The following is an 18,894-nucleotide window of genomic DNA, read 5'->3' on the forward strand; positions in this document are numbered from 1 at the left end:
TTATTCTCCCTCTTCCTCTGTACAGCGATAAACAGAAATAATTGTTCCGCCATAGGTTTCTTGTCTTGTTAAAACAAACTCCCCAAAATTTTGAGGTAATCCTATCTCTTTTGCATGTTCACATAAAATAATACCATCTTGTTGTATTTTACGGTTATCGACCAAAATCTGTACGAGGTCATAATACTCCTGCTGATGGTAAGGTGGATCTAAAAAAACGAGTTTAAATGTAATATCACGCTTTAATAGCGCTTTCACAGCGCGCTTTGCATCTATACGAAAAAGCTCTGTATATTCTTCATAACGGCATTTTTTTATATTTTCTTGTAGCACCTGGAATGCTTTTGGATCTTTCTCAATAAAAATAGCACGTTCTGCTCCTCTACTTAATGATTCAATCCCCAAGCCGCCGCTTCCAGCAAACAGATCTAGCGCCAAACCTCCATCAAAAAATGGCCCAATTATATTAAAAATGGATTCCTTTACTTTGTCAGTTGTAGGCCTTGTCGTATTTCCTGCTATTGCTTTTAGCGGCATTCCTTTGCGCTCTCCTGCTACAACTCTCATATCAGCATCTCACCGTACTTTCGTCTATATAAAGTATTTTGCAGCGAAAGGTTGGCCCTCCGCTGCAAAAGTTATTGTTGCTCTTGTTTTAATATTTGAATGCGTTCTTCCTTTTTTTGTAGTTCCACTAGGAATAATCGCTGTAACCAAGCTTCTTCTACATAATAATGATCAGCTATCTTTATGATTGGTTCAGAGATTGATGAATACCTACGCTGGTTGAATACATAAAATCCAGGCTCTTTAGGGAAGCGGAATGTACGATGCTCGCTATTTACATAATAGCCATTCTTTCCTTCCTCAGCTGAGTAGCCAAGGTAAGGCAATAATGTATCTGCCGTATACAACACCTGTCCCTCATAGAGAATTACATGAACATCTTCCTTCAATGTATCATCTACATAGACATCACGTGCATCTTCAAATAAAAGTGGATAGGTTCCATTTTGCTGAGCTGCATTTAATGCAAAATAAGATGTCTTGGCATCTAATACCTGTGATAAGTACTTGTCCATTGTATCAGGTGAAATCGTTTCATCTCCAAGCTTTTTTAATGTTTCCTGCCAAGCTTGTTGTTGAGTATCCGTCATGTAATTATTTAATGTCTTGATGATTTTCTTTGTTTTTTCTCCACCAATGGGATCGCTTATTAAATAGGATGCCACAACCTCAGACAACCATTCTGGGGAATCTACAAAATTATATTGTGATTTAATTTGTGATAAAATCACTTCTTGCTCTACAGCTTGTTCAGTAAGTGTTGGTAAAAATAACAATCTTTCGTCATGAACTGCTACTGGACTTTTTTCTTGAATAATTGCAATATGCTCATCACTTAGAAGCTGTAAATTTTCTAATGACTTTAGAAAATCATGAGGGACTTTTTGCTGGGCATAAATTGATAACACAGGTGTCTGTTCTTGCGCTTTAAGCTCCCCGGCTTGCCAATATAAATCTTGAATAGTACCGTTTCCTCTAAACATTGTGTAATTGACAAGTACAAGTTGTTGTTGACCTACTAGGGGCAAACCTGTAACCCATTGTCCTTTCACCTTACTGTCTGTAGAAATTGAAACAATTGAATACGATGCTTCACCATTTATTAGTGTAGCAAAAACATTTTGAAGGAGCATCTTATTTTTTAAGCCACCCTCAATTGGAATTATGTATGATACAGATTGTGATTTTGTCTCCCCTTTTGCAAAGTAAGAAACTTCATCTGATAAACGATCACAGCTTTTTTCATTTTCAATAAAGCAACTCGCGTTTGTTGCTTTTTCAGGCCATTTAATTTTCACCTTTTGATTTGGTAGGTTTTTAAAATGTTGTCGAATATCTAAGCTATTTTCGCGATAGACAATTTCTATTTCCTGAGAATAATGAAAATCCCCTATGCCTGTTTCTAAATCAGATGAATAAGCATGGTATTGAAAAAATACCGTTCCTGTAATGATTAGTGCTAAAATAGAAAAAAAGCTTAATGCAAATTTCATGTGCTTGACCTCCCGCAGCATGATACTATGAGTAGTGGAAAGGATGTGCAATTATTATGCCACAACAATTTATAGAATTAGGTGAAGGCTATGGTGATGTTTACGAGCTACTCGAAATTATTAAAACCAACCAGGAACGTTTTCATCAAGCCTTTTTACTAACATCTACAAAAGAAGACAAGAAGGTGATTTCTTTAGCTGTCGCCCTTAAACCAGTCGGCGAAAGTAAGTTCATGCCTATTTATATTTGTCGAGAGGGCATCCCATACAATGAAGAACAGCCAACACAGCGACAAAAAATGTTTGAAGCACAAATAGAACAACTCGGTCGAAAAGCAGTAGTTGTAGAAATAAAGCACTCATCTATATTTTCGGAATCAAAACTATTTTATCAATACTTAATAGGTATATTAAGACTAAATAACTATATACCCGCATTAACATAAGTTTATAGACCTACTTTATAGTCATATTCCTTTGCTTTATCTGGTTTTGCATTTTCATATTCAGTTTTTACAAAAGGACGATAAGACGCCACAACGTCTTTCACAAATGGAAGGCGTTGTAGTTTTGTTGTCATCATGTCAATATCCTCACGATCGCAGTAAAGCACTACGTATTTTTGCCTTCTAGAAATATAAAGAACATGACCATATTTCCGAAGTGACTTCGCATGTTTTAATTGATGGACGTAAACGATTAGCCCTTGTCGTTCGTTCATAGTGGATTCCCTCATTTCTTACATAAAAGAATACCATAGACCAGAAAATGATAGCAACAGAGTTTAGCTGACAGAACGCTCAATTTTCCGTTATAATGGAAAAGCATACGACGTTGAACATCGTGAAGATGAATCAGTTGTTTTAATTAAATTCAATTGTAGCATCATTACAGGAACAGAAGAATGCTGAAAGATGATCATGCCTCAAATGAACACTTTACAAGACATTTGCACCTCCATAATGATTGTTTTTCAATATGATGGAAAAAATCGGCATAAAAAAAATCATCATTCACTTATACTAGTAACTAATTTTAATAGTAGACCCTGTATTTACTACTATTGATTAAACAATGAATTCACTATTACTTTTTATATGAGATAATTGTTAAGGAGGACGAATATGGGTAAGAAAACAAAAATTGCGCTTGCAATTGCAGCAGCAAGTGCAGCAGCTTGGGCAGGCAGTAAAGCTATTTCAAAACCACAGCAACGTGAAGGTAAACAAGCATTACAATTCGAACGCCCCATAATTCTTGCACATCGTGGCGGAGCTCTTTTAGCACCAGAACATACAATGGTCGCATTTGAAAAAGCTGCACAGCTAGGTGTTGATGGCTTTGAAATCGACATTCGCCTAACGAAAGATGAGGAAATTATTGTTTTCCATGACGAGACAGTTGAACGTACAACGGATGGCTATGGGCTCGTTGCAGATATGACGTTGGCAGAAATCAATGCCTTAAATCATGGCTACCAATTTGAAGATTTAGAAGGAAATTTCCCATATCGAGAGGAAAAATTAGATGTCGTAACTTTACGTGAGTTGCTTGAAACCTATCCAAACATGTTAATCAACATTGATATCAAAGATGCTCCAGATACTTACGAAGGGAGTCTCATGCCTTCTAAACTTTGGCGCTTAATTGAAGAACTACAAGCTGAACAACGTGTTGTTGTGACAAGCTTTTATGGTGAGCAAATAGATCGTTTTAATTTATATGCTCAAAATCAAGTAGCACTTGGTGCAGGTGAATCAGATGTCAGAAAAGCATTTGCTTCCTTCTCAAGTCAGTTTGGACATTTATATCACCCTAAAGTGGATGTTTTTCAAATTCCTCCAAGGTCAGGGGTTATTGCATTAGATTCTCCTAAATTTATTCAGTTTTTAAACAACCTCAATATACCTGTCCACTATTGGACAATCAATGACATAGATACGATGAAAAAATTACTCAATAATGGGGCAAAGGGTATTATTACCGATCGTCCGGATACAGCTGTTGAGTTATTAGAAGTTCAAGAGTCTAAATAAGACAAGGTATGAAAGGGAAGCACACTGAACTGATGTGCTTCCCTTTCATGTAAATGTTAGACCCATTATTACTTCCCATTACAGTAATACTTATGTTAAATAATCTATAATTGCATCCGATACTTCTTGTAATGTGGCAGCCCCACCCAAATCAGGCGTTTTTATACCCCGCGCTAATGTTTGCTCTATAGCATTTAATATCCTTGTTCCCACATCTTGATAACCAAGGAAATCGAGCATCATCTTACCTGTCCAAATTTGTCCAATAGGATTGGCAATTCCTTGACCAGCTATATCTGGTGCAGAACCATGGACAGGCTCAAACATTGATGGATATAGCCCTTCAATGTTTAAATTTGCAGCAGGTGCAATACCTATGCTTCCCATAATGGCACCTCCTAGATCTGTCAAAATATCCCCAAATAGATTGGATGCTACAATAACATCAAAATTTTCTGGCTTCATCACTAAAAATGCCGCTAGTGCATCAATATGATTAGAGGCTTGACCTACCTCTTCATACTCTTTTCCTACTTGATTAAACACTTCATCCCAAAAAGGCATGCTATATGTAATACCATTTGATTTGGTAGCACTTGTTACATGTCCATTACGTGTTTTGGCTAGTTCAAATGCATAGCGCATCGCGCGTTCTGTACCCTTTCTTGTAAAAACAGCATTTTGGATTGCCACCTCATCTTGACCACTATGTATCCTTCCTCCGCTTTCAGCATACTCCCCTTCAGAATTTTCCCTGACAACTATAAAATCAAAATCATTTGGTTGTCGTAAAGGTGATGGTAACCCTTGAAGTAGCTTTGCAGGTCGTACATTAATAGATTGCTGTAGCTCACGTCGAATTTTAATGAGCAGGCCCCATAATGATACATGATCCGGAACCAAGTTAGGCATTCCGACTGCACCTAAAAATATTTGATCATACTGTTTTAACAGCTCAATACCATTATCAGGCATCATTTTCCCTGTCTCTAAATAGTATTCACAGCCCCATGGAAAAGTTGTCCATTCAAATTGAAAGCGTCCATCTAACAACGCTGCCTGGTCAAGAACTTTTATTGCAGCTGGCACAACCTCTTTGCCTATTCCATCTCCAGGTATTACAGCAATTCGATAAGTTTTCATTAATGCTTCCTCCTTCAATTTAATTATTAAAAAAGACTGTAAACTAACTCAGTTGTTGCCTTCGAGTTGTCTACAGTCTAGAAGAGATATGTTATATACACATCCTATTTACGCTGAGCAAGAGCATGACCCGCCCGAGCCACATCCACCTCCGCAAGATGAACCAGATGCAAAGAATGGATTACTAACAGGAACTTTTACCGCTTCAGAGACCGTTTTTCCTATTAATAGGCTAATCTCATCCAATAAATCCTGAAAATCGTTTTCAGCAATTTTCAAGGCTGAAACTTTCTCATTTAAGTCAAGTGCCCTTTTCTGTTGGCGAATCGACTTCATAATTGTATGGTAGTCCGGATGATATTTTCCGAAACGTTGTACATCTTCGTACTGCTCTTTCATGCGATTAAATGCATATATAGCCTCTACAATTTGTGCATCACTATATACAGCTTCATACGCTTGTTGTAGCGCCATCGCAGGTTCTGAGGAAAGAATCATCTCACAAAGCGCTTCCGCCTCATCCAAAATGATTACCCAGTCAGAGGTCATCATCATCTTTAATTCCCCCAATCTCTTTCCCATCATAACAGATTTTATGGTAATTTTACATTAATGATAATTTTAATGAAAGAGGTTTTCCAAATGATGACAACATCTAAAGAGCAGGTTGAACAGTTAGTGGCTGAGATTTTACAAGACAGTACCGAGGAAGATGAAGAAGTTTTATTACATCTTTTAAATGGCCTACGGGAGAAACAGCAAGGCATTCACCGTCGTTATATTAATGCTACTTTACATATGGTAGGTAAATTTGAGGCTGAGGTCAGTGAGGTCCGTATCCCTATTACACCGGTCATCCACAATACGATAAAGGTGCCGCACGGAGGTATTGTTGCAACGATTGCTGATGCCGCTATGGGAGGGCTTGCTTCGCGCTCTGTACCCGAGGGCTATAATGTAGTTACTACGAATATGAATGTATCGTATATTGCTACCACTACAAATAAAGAATTGATTGCACGTGGTCGCTTTGTTCATAAGGGACGCCAAACGCTAGTCATGGAATGTGATATTGAAGATGAGACTGGTCGCAGGCTTGCCATTGCTACAGGATCGTTCTTCGTTATTCAGCGTCGTCCGTAATTAAACTCGCAAAATAGTCTTTAATACATTGTTGATCGGAAAAAGGGAACTTTTGATTTTTAATTTGCTGTGTTTGTTCATGCCCTTTTCCGGCAACAAGGACAATGTCACCCTTTTCTGCCTTTGCTAATGCTTGATGGATAGCAAGTTTGCGATCTAAATAAATTTCATAATATTGTTGCTCTGTAAAACCAGCAATAATACTTTCATTAATCACAATAGGATCTTCATCACGTGGATTATCTGTTGTTAAATAAATAACATCAGCGTATTTACTTGCTACTGCCCCCATTGCAAAGCGTTTCGCCTTATCACGATTTCCTCCACAACTGAAGACAAGGTAAATTGTTTTAGAGCGATCAAAGGTTTGCAATACCGCTTGTAAAGCTTCTGCTGTATGGGCATAATCTACATAAACATCAATTCCTAATGGATTTTCAATTTTCTCTAGCCTGCCCTCTGGTAGCCTTAATGACCACATATGTCCAACTATATCTTCCATAGGGACACCTAAGCGCCATACAGCCATTAAGGAGGCAACAGCATTTTGCACATGGTATTTACCGACAAAAGGAATTTCTACAATATGCTCACTCGCGGAAGTCTGTAAACATAGTACGGTTTTTCCAACTGATTCACTGACGATTTGGATATGTAAATCATTGTGATTATCAAAACCAAATGAGCAAGATTTTTTCTTATCATAAATGCCAACAGAACGGCAAAAATTATCATCTCCATTTAATACTAGCTTTTTTGATAAATCCGCTAAACGTTTCTTGGCACGTTTATAAGCTTCCAACCCTCCATGATCTTCTAAATGATCTTCTGATAAATTTAAAAATACACCACAGTCAATGTCACAATGATCGAGCCTATGCTGCTGCAACCCCATTGAAGAAGCTTCTAATACAACATGGGTCACACCTTTTCGCACACATTGCTTAAGAATGGGCTGTAATTCTTTAGCTTGCAATGTTGTTAATTGCTCATAAGCCGTTTGTTGTTTCTCACCATTGATGAAAAAGCCAACCGTTCCAATAACTGCTGCATGTTTATGTAGTGCATTTAGAAGCTGACTAACAAAATGGCTCACTGTCGTCTTTCCATTTGTACCTGTAATGGCGATAACAGTTAAAGCTTCTGCTGGAAAAGCAGCAAGCTTCGCACTTGCATACGATAAAAATAATGCTGTATTTGGAACCCATACAAAAGGAATTTCTTTATCTATAATTGGCAAAGAGATACTTTCTTCTGAAACGATGGCAGCAGCTCCACGTGCCAATGCCTCTTTGACAAACCGACTTCCCGATGTTTTTTTACCTTTTCGCACAATAAATATATCACCAGGTTGTACCGCCTGCGCATAGTCCTCTACACCAGTAATTTCTGTCCGTATAGATCCTCCCGTCACGCTACATGGCCAGTCTTTTAATAACTCTGCTAATTGCAAACCTCATTCCCCCTTTCAGTTCTCTATCATATGACGGCGTTTGTAACGGTGTGACGAAAAATGTAGAAGCCTAAAAGAAGGAGAAACTCCACATAAAAAATGAAGACAAGCCCGTTTGTTGAAAGCTTGTCTTCATCTGAATATTCTTCTGTTATGGTAAGGTTTGATTTGATTTATCTGTAGATTCTTCGCTATCTTGTTTTTCATTTTTCGTCTCTTCATTATCTTGCTCTTCTCTACCCACTCCTTGTGTAGTAGGTTCAAGATATATTTGCGTATAATAATCTACAAAGGCGCCAGAACCAACGCGGGTATATCGATCATTCAAAAGAACTTTTCTGTGTTCAGGAGAATTTGTCCAGCCATGCATGGCTTCAATCGCATCAAAATAGGCAGTTGCCAGGTTTTCGTTCGCTTCACTATACTCGATTTTTTGCGTCTGTAATCGTTTTTTTAGATCGCCATAGGTTGGAGATTCATGCGCTAAAAAATTTTGCACCTTCATGTCCTCACTATGCATTCTTGCTGCTTCCTCCAATGATTCATCCATTTCTAAAGGAAGTAAATCATGATGGACTCTTGTTACATTTAGCAAATCATCTAATTGTTTAGCGCTAGCCATATCAATTTCTTGCTGTAAGAAAGAGGAAGGAGGAGTACGTCTAACAAGCTCCCCTTGATAGCTCATTTCATATGGCTGATGAAGGACAAGTGTTTCACTATCTGTATATCGTATCCCCTGCAACTCACTTGTTTCCCGATCTATGTAAAGCTGTGCGTAAAGACCATCAAATTTGATAAGTAGCCTTGTTTGCATATCTTCTTCACTCATGGAGAAAATGAAAATATTTTCGCCTACAGTGGCGGCTACCTCATAATCAATGATTGTCATTCTGTATATTTCATCACGTTTTTGGCCCACTTTAAAAGGAAATGCATCAATTTCTTGTCCTGCTATGTAAATTTGTGTCACAATATTATTATCAATACCAATCATAAAAAAAGTTGAAACATCTTCATTATAGACCCACCATTGATAACCAAATGAAGACGGCTCCTTTCTTGCAGGCTCCCCATATCGTTCTAAAACAGCTTGTGTGCCTTTTCCTATCAATGTGGATATACCCGTTTGTGGACGTGTCATTGCTCCTATTGCAGATTCCTGCTTTAGCTGTGTTTGAGGTATGATATTCGAATTGGTATTTGGGCCTTCTAGTGGCTCATTTTCCTTAGGGGTATTAAAAAACATAAAGCCAATTAATGCAACTGCACCACAAACCATTAAAATGCGGAATAAAGCTTTCATAGAGGACTCCTTTTCATCACCATTATTGTAAGTTATTATATCAATTGTAATTGGGTTGACACAATGTTGTCATTGCAACAATGTCGAATATGCTCTATTATAAAAATGAGCGTATACTTTGTACGAGAACCTAAAGGAGGACTATACATGTATTTTGAAAATACTAACCTTGAAAATTTAACAGCTGATCAAGAGCTACTTGTCAGCATTATGAAAAAGCATGGTTTAGAATGTGATGGCGGCTGGGATTACGAGCGTATGACATTCGATAAACGATTCGATACTCGTGAAGGTCGTTATTACCTACGCGTATTCGCATATGCTATTTCTGGTGACGTAGGTGCACACGATGCCATCCTTACATTAATGAAACCAGTCCTTGGTAAATACTATTATCCACATGGTGTTGAATATGGCGATGACGAGGTTTATCCAGCACACCTTGTAAAAAAATGTGAAGAAATCTTAAAAAAGGTTAAATTAGAGTTAGATCAATTCTCAATCGAGCCTACAAATAAAAATAACTTTGAACCTGTTAACGCACGCTAATCTTTCGTACATTGAAGTGACTGCAAGAAAGCGTAAATAGCTTCATGGTTGTAAAAAGACTGGTGGTCCAGTCTTTTTTATTTTGAGTAAAAAATATTTTTTTTCTCATACTACCTATATCTATTACAAGATGTAGGTGAGAAAAATGTTATCATTTTTTAATCGTCCTTTTTTTCGTCATCCCATTATTGTTATCGCAATGGGTATACTGATCCTTTGGTCCATCTCCATATCATTACCAATTTTACTTGCCTACTTAACCGCGTTATTGTTAGAACCAATCATCGTTCGAATGAGTAAACGGTTTAGAAAAAAACGAAAAATCGTTGTCTTCTTCTTTTTTTTGTTTTTTCTAAGTATATCTTTATTATTATGTACACTTATCCTCTATATAAGCTGGAAACAATTTTCATCCTTTATTATTGATATACCTGATTATCTCAATCAATTGTCCGCACTATGGATTCAAATGCAATCTAAGCTCAGCAATTACACCTATCATTTACCTGTAGAGCTAGTTTCACAAATTCAATTTATGATTGCAAAAGCATTAGCATCCATCGAAAAATTTTCTTTATCCTTAACGAACGTCAATGTTTGGTCAACTTTACTGACATATATTCCCACACGTCTTTTTGATATATTTGTCTATTGGATTGTGTTGTATATGTTGCTTTTAGAATTACCAACAATTAATCGTAAATTATTATCGCCCGTTCCTTTTCACTACCATCAAAAAATTATCTTTATTGGCCAACGTGTTAAGCTAGCCTTATTTGGATTTCTGAAAGCTCAATTACTTGTAGGGATAGGGATCTTTGCTATATCATTCGCTGCATTTTATTTTTTAAAAACACCATTTCCTATACTGTTAGCACTTTTACTTGTTGTTTTAGACTTTATCCCTTTTCTTGATTCATTTATTTTATTAGTCCCATGGGCAGTCTATCAGGTCTTTGCTGGCGATTATTTATATGCAGCTGTCTTAATTTTACTAACCATTGGACAATTTCTAGTCCGACGAATGATTGAGCCAAAAATTATTGGCGATAAAATTGGACTTTCTTCCTTGAATACCTTTATTGCCATGTTTATTGGTTTTAAAATCTTTGGATTTATTGGAATATTAATTGGTCCATTACTGGTTGTCGTAGTACTTTCACTATTCCAACCAACGATAAAAAATCTCCCTCCTGCACAGAAATAAGGAGGGAGATTTTTTTAAAATCCTAAAATGGCTTTAATTACTGATGTTGTTTCACCAGGCTCAAATAAAATATACAATAATAAATAAACTAATACACCTGTTATGGCAACAAAGAACCAAATAATACTTGTAATTGGCCCAATTCGTCTGTGTAATTTTATGTTCATTTTCAAACCTGAAATAATACTAACGATACCAAACACAGCTCCAGATGTCGCTAAAATAATATGGAAAATCAAGAAGAACGTATAATATGGTTTTAAATCTTCTCCACCGCCAAAAGCTGTATTTCCAATAAAGATTGTACGGGACGCATAGATGATAAAGAAAATAAGTGCCGCAACACCTGCAGCAAGCATCACTTTCTTATGTCCCTCTACATTTCTTTTTATAATTAAGCCCCACCCTATCGCTACTAGTACAGCACTAATAACGATAAACGATGTACTAATAGTAGGCAAAATTTGCAATTCCATTGTCAAAACCCCTTACACAAAGTAAATTTCTATTCTTCAATTAATGTTGCTGTTGACTTTCCCACTTCTTTTGGTGGGCAGCTAAAGCGTCAGCAGTGATTTTATCTGGATCTTTTTGCTCGGATCGATACCATCTTGTGAAGATTGTACCAATTAGTACACCAAAAATAAGCTCTTGTAGGATTTTCATTAATACGCCACCTAATTGCTGATCTGCAACTGGTTTCATGTCTGTAAATAGCTCTGGTCCAGATAAAGATAATCCTGACAATGTAGAGGCTGGTACACAAAGCTCCATTGCCTTTAACCATGCATCACCGTTTGTGTATGTCTCATACATTGCATTTGGGGCAAAGATGATTAATCCACAAGCAGGTGTAATTAAAACGGCATTAGCAATAATATACGCCAATTTATGCAAAGGCTTCATTTGATTACTATTTGGCATATTTTGAATTAAAGGCCAGTACATAAACACCGCAGATAGAAATAATACAAATGTATAGGTTCCATGTAATGTTTCGTTTAATTTAATGTAATCCAATATGGACGGTAAATGGTAGAAAGAAAATAGACCGATAAATACAAAGACAGCAACAACTGGTAATGTTAGCACTTTAAACAATGTTCTAACTACTGGTGCTTCAATAGCCACCTTCCAAACCCACCAAGGAATCCCTTTAATTAAGAAAATAGGGACTAGCAATAACAGAATAGCCATTTGCACCATGTGCATGGTAAACATAATATGAGCCATTAAATCGATAGGAGATCCTTTGATAATATAGATGGTAATCATAGCTAAAACAAAGTAAATAGCTTCGCCTTTTTTCAAAGGTTCACTTACTTTAAAATCTTTACGCCACTTTGTTGTGACTAAAAAATAGATGATTGTTATAAAAACAAGAACCCCTATTAAATACGGGCTCCACAATGCTTGGAAACCAAATATACTAAGTGGCATATAGAACGCACTCCTTTAAACTTCAGTACTCCTATTATAAAACGCTTACAGCTATACTGCAATGAACGAAAGGTGAACAAATGTTAAGTTTAACAGTGTTTGCCTCTTTCGATACCTACATAACCTCAAAACATAGGAAAAGCACGTTCGTACAAAATAACGAACGTGCTTTTTTTGGTGATTACCACCAAATGATTGTTAAAAATGCTAAGAAGAATGTAAATGCGATTAAAATTCCCATCCACATGAAGAAACCAATAACGCCACCAAAGTGAGTTTTTTTATCTTCTAAGTGCATGAAAGAATAAAGTTGAAGTACAACTTGAACGCCAGCCAATAATAATACGAATGGCATAATTAAGTATTTAGAAAAATCAGCTGCAACTACTGCGAAGGCGATAAAAGTGAAGAAAATCATAATCGCAAAGTTGATTACTTGTTTACGCATATGAACGGCATTATGATGACGATCATACTCATACTGTGCCTGTGACTTAGCAACTATAGGTGTATCGTGTGAAGACATTATCCGATCACTCCCATCAAGTATACTACTGTAAAGATAAATACCCAAACTACGTCGATAAAGTGCCAATATAAAGCAGCAACGAAGAATTTAGGTGCATTGTACAGGTTTAATCCACGTTTAGCATTACGGATCATTAAAGTACCAATCCATACAAGACCTAAAGTTACGTGGAAACCGTGTGTCCCAACTAAAGAGTAAAACGCTGTTGCGAATGCAGATTGATTAAATGTAAAACCAAGGTGCACATAGTGGTTGAACTCATAGATTTCAAGTGCTAAGAATCCAAGACCTAAAGCTAATGTAATCGCTAACCAAGTTTGCATACCTTTAAAGTTAAAGTTACGCATATGGTAAATTGCATAAACAGATGTTAGTGATGATGTTAATAATAACATCGTCATAGCAAATGCTAATGGTAATTCAAATAAACCTTGAGTTGTGAACTCCATGCCAGCTGGCCCTTTGTTCTTAAGCGCTAAATAAGTAGCGAATAAACTTGCGAAAAGTACAACTTCACAGGCAAGGAAAATCCAGAAACCAACGACTTTATTTTTACCTTCCATCGTAGCTTGTTCAGGATGATCTGGCCAAGTATGAGGAGTAAATTTAGTATTGAAATCCATTATTTATTTCCTCCTTTGCCGTAAAGATGTTCTTCAATTTCAAGAATTTCTTCTTTGTGTAAATGGAAGCCATGATCGTCTTTAACAGAACGAGCAATCATCGCACCAAATGTAATCGCTAAACCAATGATTAATACATAGATTGACCATGGTTTATCTGCATCTGGATTGTAAAGTGCACCGAATGCTGCAATAAACATACCTAATGAAATAACGAATGGAATCGCTGAGTTATTTGGCATATGGATATCACCTAGTGGCTCAGCAAATGTAACTTCTTTATTACCTTCTTGTTTTTCAATCCACCATGGATCTAAACCACGAACAAGTGGTGTTTGACGGAAATTGTAGAATGGAATTGGTTGTGGAATTGACCATTCTAAAGTACGTCCATCACCCCATGGGTCGCGACCTGCTGGTTTGCCCTTAATAGACATTAAGCAGTTGATTACCATTAAGATAACCCCTACACCCATCATTAATGCACCGATTGTAGAGATATAGTTGAATTGATCCCAACCTTGACCATCCATGTAAGTGAATACACGACGTGGCATACCCATCAAACCTAAGAAATGTTGAAGGAAGAATGTTAAATGGAATCCGATAAAGAATACCCAGAAAGTAATCTTACCAAGCGTTTCGTTTAACATACGGTTGAAGAAAATTGGCCAGTAGAAGTGCGCTGAACCGAATAATGCTGTAACGATACCACCAACGATTACGTAGTGGAAGTGAGCAACGATAAAGTAAGAATCATGTAATTGGTAGTCAAGAGGTGCAGATGCTTGCATTACCCCTGTAACACCACCCGCAACGAATGACGGGATGAAACCAAGTGCATAAAGCATTGGTGTCGTAACTTTAATTGATCCGCCCCAAATAGTTAGGATCCAGTTGAATACTTTCATACCTGTTGGAACCGCAATTGCCATTGTTGCAACAGCGAAGATTGCGTTTGCTGTTGGCCCAAGACCAACTGTAAACATATGGTGAGCCCAAACCATGAACCCTAAGAAACCAATTAAAATTGTAGCGAATACCATTGAAGAGTATCCAAATAGACGCTTACGAGAGAACGCTGGAATAATCTCAGAGAATAAACCGAATGCCGGTAATACTAAGATATAAACCTCTGGGTGTCCGAAGATCCAGAATAAGTGCTCCCAAATTACTGTGTTACCACCCATTGTATGGTCAAAGAAGTTACCACCGAACATACGGTCAAATAACATCATTAATAAACCAATTGTTAATGGAGGGAATGCGAATAAAATTAATGCACTTGATACAAGAGCAGTCCAAGTGAATAATGGCATACGCATAAATGTCATACCTGGAGCACGCATTGTAATAATCGTAACGATAAAGTTAAGACCTGAAATTAAAGTACCTGCCCCTGAAATTTGTAAACCAAGAACATAGAAATCAATACCATGTCCTGGAGAGTATAAAGATAATGATGCATAAGAAGTCCAGCCCGCATCAGGAGCGCCACCCATAAAGAATGACAGGTGAAGGAATACTGCACCTAGGAAGAATAACCAGAACCCTAATGAGTTAAGGAACGGGAATGCAACGTCACGCGCACCAATTTGTAATGGTACAAGCATGTTCATAAATGCGAATAGTAGTGGCGTAGCAGCTAGGAATAACATTGTTGTTCCGTGCATCGTTAATAATTCATTGAAAAAACCAGCTGATATGAAATCATTATTTGGTTTCATTAATTGAATACGCATTAATAATGCTTCAAAACCAGCGATAGCGAAGAACAATGTACCGGCTAATAAATACATCACTGCTAACTTTTTATGGTCAACAGTAGTGATGTAATCCCAGACAGCTGCTCCAAAGCCCTTTTTCTGTGTGTATGAGCTCACAACTTTTACCTCCCTCAAAATTTGTTACATAGAACGAAAATTATTTTTCTACTGATAAGCCCATGATGTAAGTTGCAAGAGCTTCAATTTCTTCATCAGATAAATCACCGTAGATAGGCGCAGTGCCTTCAGCATTCATCATTAAGTTACCTGGTTTAAATTCCTCAGGGTTTTTAATCCAAGCTTTTAAGCTTTCTTCATTATGCTCTAAGAAACCAGCAACACGGTTACGGTCACCAAACGTAGTTAAGTTTGGACCTGGTGTACCACCTGCTCCAGAACCAGAGATAGCATGACAGCCTAAGCAGCTATTAGCAAAAGTTGCTTCACCAAGATCAGTTGAAGCTTTGTCAGCTGTTTGTCCTTCTGTCGCTTTCATTGCATCAACCCATGCGTCAAATGCATCTGGGCTTAACGTTTTTACTTTAAAGTCCATTAATGCATGTGAAGGTCCACATAATTCAGCACATTTTCCATAAAATACGCCATCTTTAAGATCTTTTGATTCTTTATCGAATACTAAGTAGAATTTGTTTAAGTTTTCTACGTTTGTATCCATTTTACCGCCTACAGCAGGAATCCAGAATGAGTGCTTAACATCGGCAGCTTTTAAATTAAAGTAAACTTTTTCACCTGTTGGTACCACTAGCTCTTGAGCCGTTACGATACCTTGGTTAGGATATTCGAATTCCCACCAGTATAATTTTGCCGTTACATTGATCGTTAGGGCTGTTTTGTTCCCTTCTTCATCTACTTCATCCATTGCAGCTACATCTGCAAATTTATAAGTAGTTGTAACAACTGGTACAGCGATAATTAATAATAAAATAATCGGAATAACTGTCCAAATCACTTCTAAAGTATGACTACCCTCTACTTGCTTAGGGATAACATTTTCACCAACGCGTGAGCGACGGTATTTTAGGAATGCAAGTAAATAAATAACGGATACTATTACTACTACTAGCGTCATAATTACAGTAGTTAACAGTAATAAATTCAATTGTTGTTTACCTACTTCTCCAGATGGTTTTAGTGTAGAAAGATAATCTTCACCACAACCTGAAAGGAAAACCATCATCACTGCTAGAAGTGAAAAAAGACGCCATTTTTTAAGCCCTTTCATCATAGCTTAATTAAACCCCTCTTTCTTTGTTGTATTTTCATGTGTACCTAGGACATCAGTTCTGTCTATATGAATTCTTATAAAAAGAAAGAATCCCTAACTTTAGCTAAACACCGCAAATATTATGATGGATACAAATAGTATGGTCATATGATTCAACGAATAAATAAACATTTTATTTGCCCATTTCATATCATCTTTTGTTGTAAAGCCCTTCAGAGCTAGTATTAACCAACCCAAGTTCAATGCAGTAGCAAGAGTTAAAAAGCCAATTCCAAGCTCTGTTAAAAGGAAAGGTAACGGTAATAATAAAAGAATCCAGAATAACATTGAGTACTTTGTACGTTTAAATCCCTTTATAACAGGTAGCATTGGTATTTTAGCTGCACGATATTCCTCAGTCCGTTTCATTGCAAGCGCATAGAAATGTGGTGGTTGCCATGCAAACATGATAAGGAATAAGGCTAGTGCTCCTGGACCTAAGGCAGGCTCAATCGCTGCGAATCCAATAACAGGAGGAATAGCCCCCGAAATACTACCTACAACCGTGTTACTAACATGCTTCCTCTTTGACCACATTGAATACAGAACGACATAAGCAAATATTCCTACTAGTCCCCACATGCCGGCTGCAAACGATGCCGCAAATAACAAAATTTCACCTACAATTAAAAATGAGAGGGCAATGGTCAACACAAGGTTTGGCTTAAATCTGCCTGTCACTGTCGGTCTTGCCTTTGTTCTTTTCATGATTGGATCTATATCCTGATCAATGAAGTTATTCATTGCACCTGAGCCACCAATGATTAATGCCGCACCCAGCATGGTGTAAAATATGACATCAAGTTCTTGCAAGAAATGTCTACTAGTAAACTGAAAAGCCAGCCACATCCCTGTAAACGTTGTGACAAGATTCGAGTTAACGATTCCAATTTTTATTAGTGCTAAGAAATCTTTTACAACAGATGTTGTTTCTGGACCAGGATTTCTAGTAGCCGCCAGTGTACGACCGTTTGACATAATACCTCTCCTTTCATTTTTGTAAGCATATTCCGCTAACAATAACTATAGCGAAATTTGCGATTGATTTCTAGACATTAAGTGAAATTTAGATGAAGTTGTAAAAATTAGTTTTGTCTAGAAATATAATTAAAAACAACATATCTATAGTAAAACATTTTCTAAAATGAATTGTGAAGGTTAAAGCACGAAATTATGAACAATTTGTGAAATGGAATCGACATCTAGTAGTCCCTTCTCTTTACAAGTTGTTTTTTATACGTATTTTCGATATTATCTAGTAGCAGAAACATTACGTTCTTGTAATGTTGATAGATAAAGTAGGTGACTCATTTTATGCAACACAACAGGTATTTGAAGTGGTTTGCTGTTGCCGCTACAGTAGGGATGCTCCTTATATTACTAGGTGGGGCTCTCGTTACCAAAACAGATAGTGGCCTAGGCTGTGGTCGAAACTGGCCTGATTGTAATGGATCTCTTATTCCAAAGGAGATTACACCAGAAGTCCTTATTGAATTCTCACATCGTCTCGTAACAGGAGTTGTATCTATTTCAATTCTTGTATTAACCGTTTGGACATGGCGTAAGCTCGGACATATTCGCGAAGTAAAACTATTAGGTTTCTTAGCAATGTTTTTCTTAATCGCGCAAGCTCTTATTGGAGCAGCTCAAGTATTATGGGGGCAAGGTGATTTCATCTTAGCACTTCATTTTGGGATATCTCTGATTTCCTTTGCTGCGGTTCTTCTTCTCTCTATGATTGTATTTGAAGTCGATCGGAAATTTGATGCCGATAACGTATTTATCGGTAAAAAGTTACGTTGGCATACAATTGCTGTCACAATTTATTCTTATTTAGTCGTTTATACTGGGGCGCTAGTTCGTCATACAGATTCGAGCTTAATTTGTCCTGATTGGCCATTTTGCTATAATGAAACACCATTAGCACCCCCGAATAATATGTATGAATGGGTGCAAATGGGACATCGATTAGCTGTTCTTATTATTTTCATTTGGATTGCATACATAACTTGGCACGCTGTAAAGGAATATAAACATCAACGTGTTATATACTATGGATGGATAATTGCCTTTACTATAGTAGTTTTACAAGTTATTGCAGGTATGTTAGTAGTCCTTACTAAACTGAATTTAACGGTAGCTTTACTGCATTCATTATTTATTTCCCTTTTATTCGGTTTATTATGCTATATGATCATGCTAGTTGCTCGAAGTAATTATAATGAGAAAAAGAAATAGCCCATTAAAAAAGATTCGCCACCAACGATGTGTCGAATCTTTTTTCTATGACAATTTTGGTTTCTTCATAGCTTCTATAATTCCAACAATGAAGATAATCATGGACACTAGTGCAT

Annotated in this window: 20 protein-coding genes; 6 read left to right on the forward strand and 14 right to left on the reverse strand. The window is 37.0% G+C overall.

The window, feature by feature from the left end:
- Window positions 1-567, reverse strand: a complete 567-nt coding sequence (gene rsmD / locus EW028_RS16360; protein ID WP_048394681.1) for a 16S rRNA (guanine(966)-N(2))-methyltransferase RsmD — start codon at window positions 565-567, stop codon at window positions 1-3.
- Window positions 568-638: 71 nt separating this feature from the next.
- Complete coding sequence (locus tag EW028_RS16365) at window positions 639-2,060, reverse strand: RNA polymerase II (protein WP_131521637.1); 1,422 nt, start codon at window positions 2,058-2,060, stop codon at window positions 639-641.
- 56 nt (window positions 2,061-2,116) lie between these two features.
- Between EW028_RS16365 and EW028_RS16370 the strand changes: the two genes are divergently transcribed.
- Window positions 2,117-2,506 carry a DUF7147 family protein gene (locus tag EW028_RS16370; RefSeq protein WP_036077099.1) on the forward strand — a complete coding sequence of 130 codons (390 nt, stop codon included), beginning with the start codon at window positions 2,117-2,119 and terminating at the stop codon, window positions 2,504-2,506.
- 2 nt (window positions 2,507-2,508) lie between these two features.
- On the opposite strand, the gene EW028_RS16375 is transcribed toward EW028_RS16370, so the two are convergent.
- Window positions 2,509-2,781, reverse strand: a complete 273-nt coding sequence (locus tag EW028_RS16375) for a YlbG family protein (protein ID WP_004224806.1) — start codon at window positions 2,779-2,781, stop codon at window positions 2,509-2,511.
- Window positions 2,782-3,184: 403 nt separating this feature from the next.
- On the opposite strand from EW028_RS16375, the gene EW028_RS16380 reads away from it, so the two are divergent.
- A complete protein-coding gene (locus EW028_RS16380) occupies window positions 3,185-4,096 on the forward strand; it encodes a glycerophosphodiester phosphodiesterase family protein (protein ID WP_131521638.1) in 912 nt (303 codons plus the stop codon).
- Between the two features lie 90 nt (window positions 4,097-4,186).
- Here EW028_RS16380 and EW028_RS16385 read toward each other — a convergent pair whose 3' ends face one another.
- On the reverse strand, window positions 4,187-5,239 hold the full coding sequence (locus EW028_RS16385; RefSeq protein WP_131521639.1) for a tartrate dehydrogenase: 1,053 nt from the start codon (window positions 5,237-5,239) through the stop codon (window positions 4,187-4,189).
- A 108-nt stretch (window positions 5,240-5,347) separates the two neighbouring features.
- Window positions 5,348-5,794, reverse strand: coding sequence for a YlbF/YmcA family competence regulator (locus EW028_RS16390; RefSeq protein ID WP_004224800.1), 447 nt, complete (start codon window positions 5,792-5,794; stop codon window positions 5,348-5,350).
- Between the two features lie 87 nt (window positions 5,795-5,881).
- Between EW028_RS16390 and EW028_RS16395 the strand changes: the two genes are divergently transcribed.
- Window positions 5,882-6,382, forward strand: a complete 501-nt coding sequence (locus EW028_RS16395) for a PaaI family thioesterase (RefSeq protein ID WP_131521640.1) — start codon at window positions 5,882-5,884, stop codon at window positions 6,380-6,382.
- Here EW028_RS16395 and EW028_RS16400 read toward each other — a convergent pair.
- On the reverse strand, window positions 6,363-7,835 hold the full coding sequence (locus tag EW028_RS16400; protein ID WP_131521641.1) for a UDP-N-acetylmuramoyl-L-alanyl-D-glutamate--2,6-diaminopimelate ligase: 1,473 nt from the start codon (window positions 7,833-7,835) through the stop codon (window positions 6,363-6,365). The two genes, EW028_RS16395 and EW028_RS16400, sit on opposite strands and share 20 nt — an antisense overlap.
- Window positions 7,836-7,986: 151 nt before the next feature.
- Window positions 7,987-9,141: a CAP domain-containing protein gene (locus EW028_RS16405; RefSeq protein ID WP_131521642.1), complete on the reverse strand. Its 1,155-nt coding sequence runs from the start codon at window positions 9,139-9,141 to the stop codon at window positions 7,987-7,989.
- A 147-nt stretch (window positions 9,142-9,288) separates the two neighbouring features.
- Here EW028_RS16405 and EW028_RS16410 point away from each other — a divergent pair, with 147 nt between their 5' ends.
- Window positions 9,289-9,690 carry a YugN family protein gene (locus EW028_RS16410; RefSeq protein WP_004224795.1) on the forward strand — a complete coding sequence of 134 codons (402 nt, stop codon included), beginning with the start codon at window positions 9,289-9,291 and terminating at the stop codon, window positions 9,688-9,690.
- A 145-nt stretch (window positions 9,691-9,835) separates the two neighbouring features.
- Window positions 9,836-10,897 (forward strand): sporulation integral membrane protein YtvI, encoded by a 1,062-nt coding sequence (ytvI, locus tag EW028_RS16415; protein WP_131521643.1) that lies wholly within the window; start codon window positions 9,836-9,838, stop codon window positions 10,895-10,897.
- A gap of 14 nt (window positions 10,898-10,911) precedes the next feature.
- Here the strand turns inward: ytvI and EW028_RS16420 are convergent, their stop codons facing one another.
- The 7 genes from EW028_RS16420 to cyoE all read right to left on the reverse strand — a co-directional run bounded on the left by EW028_RS16420 (window position 10,912) and on the right by cyoE (window position 17,518).
- Complete coding sequence (locus tag EW028_RS16420) at window positions 10,912-11,373, reverse strand: DUF420 domain-containing protein (RefSeq protein WP_016992774.1); 462 nt, start codon at window positions 11,371-11,373, stop codon at window positions 10,912-10,914.
- Window positions 11,374-11,413: 40 nt separating this feature from the next.
- Window positions 11,414-12,337, reverse strand: a complete 924-nt coding sequence (gene ctaG, locus EW028_RS16425) for a cytochrome c oxidase assembly factor CtaG (RefSeq protein ID WP_131521644.1) — start codon at window positions 12,335-12,337, stop codon at window positions 11,414-11,416.
- Window positions 12,338-12,518: 181 nt separating this feature from the next.
- On the reverse strand, window positions 12,519-12,863 hold the full coding sequence (locus tag EW028_RS16430; RefSeq protein ID WP_004224789.1) for a cytochrome C oxidase subunit IV family protein: 345 nt from the start codon (window positions 12,861-12,863) through the stop codon (window positions 12,519-12,521).
- Window positions 12,863-13,489, reverse strand: a complete 627-nt coding sequence (locus EW028_RS16435) for a cytochrome c oxidase subunit 3 (RefSeq protein ID WP_004224788.1) — start codon at window positions 13,487-13,489, stop codon at window positions 12,863-12,865. The genes EW028_RS16430 and EW028_RS16435 overlap by 1 nt, the downstream gene beginning before the upstream one ends.
- Entirely contained in the window at window positions 13,489-15,372 is a 1,884-nt protein-coding gene (ctaD, locus tag EW028_RS16440; protein WP_131521645.1) for a cytochrome c oxidase subunit I, read from the reverse strand. The genes EW028_RS16435 and ctaD overlap by 1 nt, the downstream gene beginning before the upstream one ends.
- Window positions 15,373-15,412: 40 nt before the next feature.
- Entirely contained in the window at window positions 15,413-16,501 is a 1,089-nt protein-coding gene (gene coxB / locus EW028_RS16445) for a cytochrome c oxidase subunit II (RefSeq protein WP_131521646.1), read from the reverse strand.
- Between the two features lie 99 nt (window positions 16,502-16,600).
- Complete coding sequence (gene cyoE / locus EW028_RS16450) at window positions 16,601-17,518, reverse strand: heme o synthase (protein ID WP_131521647.1); 918 nt, start codon at window positions 17,516-17,518, stop codon at window positions 16,601-16,603.
- Between the two features lie 336 nt (window positions 17,519-17,854).
- Between cyoE and EW028_RS16455 the strand changes: the two genes are divergently transcribed.
- Window positions 17,855-18,778: a COX15/CtaA family protein gene (locus EW028_RS16455; protein ID WP_048394700.1), complete on the forward strand. Its 924-nt coding sequence runs from the start codon at window positions 17,855-17,857 to the stop codon at window positions 18,776-18,778.
- Window positions 18,779-18,894 lie beyond the last annotated feature (116 nt).

It is taken from the genome of Lysinibacillus sp. OL1 (assembly GCF_004332175.1).
Classification (GTDB): domain Bacteria; phylum Bacillota; class Bacilli; order Bacillales_A; family Planococcaceae; genus Lysinibacillus; species Lysinibacillus capsici.